This is a genomic window from Bacteroides sp. 51 (assembly GCF_010500965.1).
In the GTDB taxonomy this organism is placed as follows: domain Bacteria; phylum Bacteroidota; class Bacteroidia; order Bacteroidales; family Bacteroidaceae; genus Bacteroides.
In genome coordinates this window covers 1-6488 of the sequence record NZ_QVMI01000061.1, presented here as the reverse complement: position 1 = coordinate 6488, position 6488 = coordinate 1, and the positions used below count along the sequence as shown (strand labels likewise).

At 32.2% G+C, this 6488-nt stretch carries 6 protein-coding genes; 5 read left to right on the top strand and 1 reads right to left on the bottom strand.

Going from position 1 to position 6488, the window contains the following annotated elements:
- Positions 1–95: 95 nt before the first annotated feature.
- Positions 96–1142, bottom strand: a complete 1047-nt coding sequence (locus D0T87_RS23215; protein ID WP_163178501.1) for an IS4 family transposase — start codon at positions 1140–1142, stop codon at positions 96–98.
- A gap of 162 nt (positions 1143–1304) precedes the next feature.
- Between D0T87_RS23215 and wecB the strand changes: the two genes are divergently transcribed.
- From wecB to D0T87_RS23190, 5 genes are read left to right on the top strand one after another with little or no spacing between them, the layout of a single operon-like run.
- Positions 1305–2459: a non-hydrolyzing UDP-N-acetylglucosamine 2-epimerase gene (gene wecB, locus D0T87_RS23210; RefSeq protein WP_163178499.1), complete on the top strand. Its 1155-nt coding sequence runs from the start codon at positions 1305–1307 to the stop codon at positions 2457–2459.
- Positions 2456–3181 carry a glycosyltransferase family 32 protein gene (locus D0T87_RS23205; RefSeq protein ID WP_163178497.1) on the top strand — a complete coding sequence of 242 codons (726 nt, stop codon included), beginning with the start codon at positions 2456–2458 and terminating at the stop codon, positions 3179–3181. Before wecB ends, D0T87_RS23205 begins: the two co-directional genes overlap by 4 nt.
- A 15-nt stretch (positions 3182–3196) precedes the next feature.
- Entirely contained in the window at positions 3197–4174 is a 978-nt protein-coding gene (locus tag D0T87_RS23200; protein WP_163178495.1) for a glycosyltransferase, read from the top strand.
- Positions 4162–5343 (top strand): O-antigen ligase, encoded by a 1182-nt coding sequence (locus tag D0T87_RS23195; RefSeq protein ID WP_163178493.1) that lies wholly within the window; start codon positions 4162–4164, stop codon positions 5341–5343. Before D0T87_RS23200 ends, D0T87_RS23195 begins: the two co-directional genes overlap by 13 nt.
- Positions 5312–6391, top strand: coding sequence for a glycosyltransferase family 4 protein (locus D0T87_RS23190; protein WP_163178491.1), 1080 nt, complete (start codon positions 5312–5314; stop codon positions 6389–6391). The genes D0T87_RS23195 and D0T87_RS23190 overlap by 32 nt, the downstream gene beginning before the upstream one ends.
- Positions 6392–6488 lie beyond the last annotated feature (97 nt).

The window sequence follows — 6488 nt, the reverse complement described above, 5'->3', positions numbered from 1 at the left end:
CTGAATTTGAATAAAAAATAATAAAAACATAGTTCCAAGATCTTGGTGGGTGCCTTTAGGTATCCTCCCTGAGGGGTATACCAGGTTTTGGACGCTTACAGAACTTCATATGTCGTTCTATCCAATTTTAAGTCATGCTGAATGATTGCTATCAGGCAGTAAGTAGTAATTGCAGAATATATCTGTATTCTTACAGCATTTTCTGTATTACCCCAGAACTTTTTTATCTTAAGATGTTGTTTGAACCATTTAAAGAAGAGCTCAACCTGCCATCTGTTTTTATAAAGTTCGGCAACTTGCAACGATGAGAGTTTCATGGCATTGGTCAGGAACGTAAACTCTCGTTTCTGTTCTTCATCCCAATAACATACTTTGCGTATTTGTATAGGATAGTCTTTGGAACTTTTATAAATGGTCAATTCACCTATTGCATCAGATAATACATTCTTCGGCAATCGACGTTTCCATTGTTTTGCTTTGAACTGTAAATTTGACTTTGCTCTAACAACAAAATAGGAGCCGATTGATTCTATCCTAAACAGACTCTTAAAACAGTTGTAAGCCCTGTCAAAGATGTAATAAGCACCTGTTTCGTAAGGAATCTCATTCATAGCTTTGCTGTCGTGTACCGATGCTGTCGTTATATGGAAGAAAGCAGGTATCTGAGTCTCTATATCATATAGAGTGTGTACTTTTATACCACCTTTTTTCTTACGGAACTTTGCCCACCCAAAAACACTTAAACACAAGTCTATGGTGGTAGAATCAAAAGCGTAGATATTTCCACCAAGTTTGAAAATATCACTCTTACGTTTAGTACGTGCTTGTTCTACCATGTAATAGGCAAATGCTTCAAAGATGCGATAATCACGATTTTGGTTAGCTTTTGCTAAATTGCTTCTGGTTACATACTTGCCAAGACCTAAGTGGTAAGTCTTCTTTTGATGAGCTTCCAAAGCTACTATGAGATCACGTAAACTCTCTCTGTTTGATAATTGTCCGAACATCAATGTGAGCAATTGATTCCAACAAGTGAAGAATTTCACATATTTGTCGCCACCAAACTTGCGCACAAGGTAATTGAAGTGGTTTCTATCCAGGAATGTGACTAACTGAGCAAAAACGTATTTATCTTGAAACATATGCAGCACTATTATAGCACGCAAAATTACAAGTTCAAGTCCGTTGACTCAGAAAATCTCTGTAACTAACTATATTTCAAATATTTCAAAGAACGATTGCGAATTTTTAGTGGACACTAATGAAATTATTTAAAAAAATATAGAAGTAATTCACTTAAGATTATGAAAAAAATAATGCTTGTTTTTGGTACTCGTCCGGAAGCTATCAAAATGGCCCCTTTAGTTAAAGAATTTCAGAAACGATTAGACGTTTTTGATATTATTGTATGTGTTACAGGGCAACATCGTCAAATGCTAGATCAAGTATTGCAGTTATTCGAGATTGTTCCAGATTATGATTTGGATATAATGAAGCCTGGTCAAGATTTGTATGATGTGACTTCACGTGTATTATTAGGTATGAGAGATGTTTTGAAAGAAGCTGAACCAGATCTTTTGTTAGTTCATGGTGATACCACTACATCTACCGCCTCAGCCCTAGCTGCTTTTTATTTACAAATTCCTGTTGGACACATTGAGGCTGGATTAAGAACTTATAATCTTAATAATCCATGGCCAGAAGAAATGAATCGTCAGCTGACAGGAAGAATAGCAAAATATCATTTTTCACCCACTCAGTTAAGTGCTGAAAACCTCAAAAACGAAAGAGTTTTTGGTAATATTGAGATTACAGGTAATACAGTGATAGATGCTCTTTACTGGGTTACTGATAAGATAAAGAATGATAATGAATTGTATTTACAACTGGAATATTCATTAGCTAAGGCGGGATATGATATAAAAAGAATACAAAAGGGAAGGAAGGTAGTTCTTATAACAGGGCATCGTAGAGAAAATTTTGGAGAGGGATTTGTGAATATTTGCAAGGCAATACGAGAAATTAGTGAAAAGCATACAGATGTAGACTTTATTTACCCAATGCACTTGAACCCAAATGTACGAGTCCCGATTCTAAAAGTTTTTGGTAAAAAGCAAATAGATAATTTGTTTTTTATAGAGCCATTAGAATATTTGTCATTTGTATTTCTGATGGAGAGAAGTTATTTGATCTTAACCGATAGTGGTGGCGTTCAAGAAGAGGCACCAGGGTTAGGAAAACCTGTATTAGTTATGCGAACAACTACAGAAAGGCCTGAAGCTGTTGATGCTGGGACAGTGAAATTAGTTGGTACTGATGTTGATAAAATAGTAGAGGGGGTATCGCATTTATTAAACAGTAAAGAAGAATATGATAAAATGAGTAAAGCTGTGAATCCTTATGGGGATGGTAAAGCTTCTATTCGAATAGTGTCTTTTTTTAACGATTTAAATATATGATTCCTAAAATTATTCATTATTGTTGGTTTGGCGGAAAAGAGTTGCCTCAACTTGCAAAGAAGTGTATTGAGTCCTGGAAAATATATTTGCCTGATTATGAAATAAAAGAATGGAATGAGGAAAATTTTGATATTAATCAAAATGAGTATGTAAAAGAAGCTTATGAGGCAAAAAAATTTGCCTTTGTCACTGATTTTGTGAGACTGTTCGCCTTATATAATGAAGGTGGAATCTACATGGACACTGATGTGGAAGTACTGAGGAATTTAGATGTTTTTCTGAATTTGAATGCCTTTTCGGGCTTTGAGGATGAAACAATGATACCTACAGGTATCATGGGGAGTGAAAAAAAAGGAAACTGGGTAAAAGAAAATTTAGATTATTATTATGATAGGCACTTTTTAACAGAAGATGGGACGTTTGATCTAACAACAAATGTTGTTACAATAACTAATCTAATGTTAAAACATGGTTTGTACCAAAATAACACATATCAGGATTTTGTAAATTTCTTCACAATTTACCCCAAAGATTATTTTTGTCCAAAATCTTATATTGATGGAAAAATATACCTAACAGAAAATACTTACTGTATACATCATTTTGCTAGTTCATGGTTGAGTCCTAAAGATCGTATTATTAATAAAATAGCTAGAAAAATAGGAAGTAGAGAACGGAGAATTTTAGGAAAAATTAGGCGTTGGCTATTTAGCTGGAAATAAAATAAATATACCTTCATGAAACCTTTAATCTCAATTATAATCCCAGTGTATAATGTTGAAAAATACTTGGCAGATTGTATCGTTAGTATTCAGAATCAAACCTATGAAAAATTGGAGATTATATTAATTAATGATGGGTCTACTGATAAAAGTGGTACTATATGCGATCAATATAAACTAAAGGATGATAGAATAAAAGTTATTCATAAAGAGAATGGAGGATTATCTGATGCAAGAAATACTGGTTTGGTAGTTTGTACAGGAGAGTATATTTCTTTTGTAGATTCTGATGATTATGTTTCAAATGAATATGTGGAATGCCTCTATACACTGCTGGTTCGTTTTTCTGTTGATATTTCAACCTGTTTATTAATGGATGTAATGGATGGAATACCATTACAACAGAAAAAAAAGACCAAACTAGTTGAAGGCAAATGTACTTCAAGAGATGCAGTGAAATATGTATTGCAAGAAAGGTGTATTATGACATCTGCATGTGGGAAATTGTTTTCAAATAAAGTCTTCCAAAATACATTTTTTCCTAAAGGGAGGTTGTTCGAGGACCTTTCTACAATATATAAACTGTTTGATAAGGTAGAATATATAGCTCATTCGAATGAGAAAAAGTATTATTATCGGAAAAACCCTCAAAGCATCATGAATAGTTCAGTTTCTAGTAAAACATTAGACATAATAGATGCTCATTATGAAATTTTAGATTTTGTAAAGGTTAAATATCCAGACTTGAAGCCTTTAGTTTATAATCGTCTGGTTAGGTACTGCGTTTCTTTTTTGTATCGGATCATGCATATGAAATATTGTGATCCTTTGCTTGCTCGAGAATTTATATATGTCGTGAAAAAACATGTGAAATCTTATGTTTTTAGCCATTATAAATTAAAAAGTAAAATACTAGCTTTTGGTATTGCAGTAGATTACTCTTTTACAAAAAAAATAGTGTGTTTTATTTCTACACTGATATGCAACAGGTAAAAGGCTTTTCGTTAAGCTATTCTTCTAAAGAAAATATATATGCTGTTTTATGTTGTTTATCCTTGTTGTTTCATTTATATAATGAACTTGAGGTTTTAGATGGCGTTAAGTTATTTCATATTTTATCTTTTCTTTGCTTATTTTTTTCTTTTTCGCTATGCGGGAAATTAACCAAAACAGGGGGATTTTTATATCTTTTTCTTTTTCTATCTTTTCTCTCTTCTCTGTTTTCCCCATTCTCTGGATCTTTAAGTGTATTTTTTACATTGACCGTTTTAGTCATTGGTTTTAGGGGGTTGGTTTCAATTGATGGGAAACGCATTCTTCGTTATATGTTTTTTTTAACTCCTTTGGCTGTTGGGTCTATGTATTATTTATATTTTAAAGAACCAATGTACCGCTTTCAAGGATACTATAATGACCCAAATTATTTCACATTAACGTTGAATGTTTATTTGATCACTAGTCTTATGTCTTCATTGGTGTTTACGAAGAAAAAAATAAGAGTTTTTTCGTTGTTAAATGCAGTTTCTATATTACCATTGGTAATGCTGACTTTATCTCGTACTGGTCTTGCTACAACTTTACTTATCTTATTATTCTATTTAATTGAAAGATATATACAAGGTAAAAGTATCTTCTTTTTTATTGCACCTTTTATTGTTTTATTTTTTGTTTTTCAGGATTTCTTCCAAGAAACTTTTTCTACACAATTTGATAATCTGATTGCTCGCATTGATGGCAATAGAGACTCGGGTGAAGGTGCATTAGACTATAGATCGCAATTAAACAAAGAAGGTTTAAGTGTATTGAAGTATAATCCGGAATATGCAATATTGGGAATTGGAATTGGAAAATCTGCTAATGCACCATCATTATTTGTAGAGTATACAGCTCCACATAGAATACATAATACTTATGTTTCAGTTTTAGTTGAACAAGGTTTTTGGGTATTTATACTTTTTTTATATATGCTCTGGAGAGTATTTCAATGCGTGAAGCTTAAAAATGCTAATCTTAAGTATTTGAGAATAGGCGTTTTGGGTGCTATTCTTTTGTCGTCCTATTCTGTTTGGAATATGACTTATTTACCTTTTTGGTGGTTGTTTTTTTTTATATGTAATCCAATAAATAGAAATGAAGATACTAAATATAACACAAACATGTAGATGGAAGGAAGGAACAGGTGTCTATTCGGTCCTTCACACATCTTTATCGCATATAAATAAAATAAGTGGGGTGTGTTCGGAACTTTTGTTGTTGTCAAATGTACGTGAGTCTCAAGAAGTAGAATGTAATTATAAAATTTATCATTTGGATGATTTTGATTGGTCAGAACTTCAATCTTATGATGTGATTTATTATCACGGGTTTTATAATGTGTTGATGTTTAAAATCTTACGCTTGACAAAGAAATATAAGATTCCTTTTGTGATAAAAGCGCATGGTGCATTTATGCGTAATTGCATTTATGCTAATGGCATAAAATCATTTTTTAAAAAGACTCTATTTATTTGTATAATAGTTGCACTCTTTAGGAAAGTAATTGAAGGGATTGTCTTTATTAATAGAAGTGAAGAACAGAACTCGATTAGGATTCAGGGGGTGAAAATTTATTATGAGCATAATGCTTTGGCTTTTAAAAATTATGATCTTGAGAAAAAGAATATAAGCAAGAGTGTTGAATTTCTGTTTTTTTCTCGAATTATTCCTTCTAAAGGAATATGGAAGTTGATAGATGCTTTTAAAACTCGTCCTCATCTTTCCCTGTCAATTGTTGGAAGCTGCACAAAGCAAATAGAATGTAAATTGCTAAAGAAAATAGAAGGCTTACCTAATATTACTTATTTAGGTGCTATCTATGATGAAGTGGGTAAGAAGAGAATCTTTCATTCAACTGATGTTTATATTTTGCCTTCATATAATGAAGGATTTCCAACAACGGTACTTGAGTCATTGCATTATGAAACTCCAGTGGTTGTTACTGAAGAATGTAATTGCGAAGAAATTGTTCAAGCAGGATACGCATTTTCTTTAGGAAATGCTAGCGATATGAATTGGAATATACTTGATATAATTGCTCGAAATTTGTTGCACAAAATTAGAAATGAAAAATACAAAGAGAAATGTAATGAGTTTATTAAGGAAAAATATTCAATTGATTCAGTGTATAGAGAAACACTAGAGTTGTATGAAAATATTTTGAGTTTTAAATAGTAAGCGTCCAAAAATGACGTCTTGATGTTTATTTCTGTTTTTCTTAGTTTCGCGCTGTATAATTCTAATATTTTATTTTATGTACAGCGACAGTGAT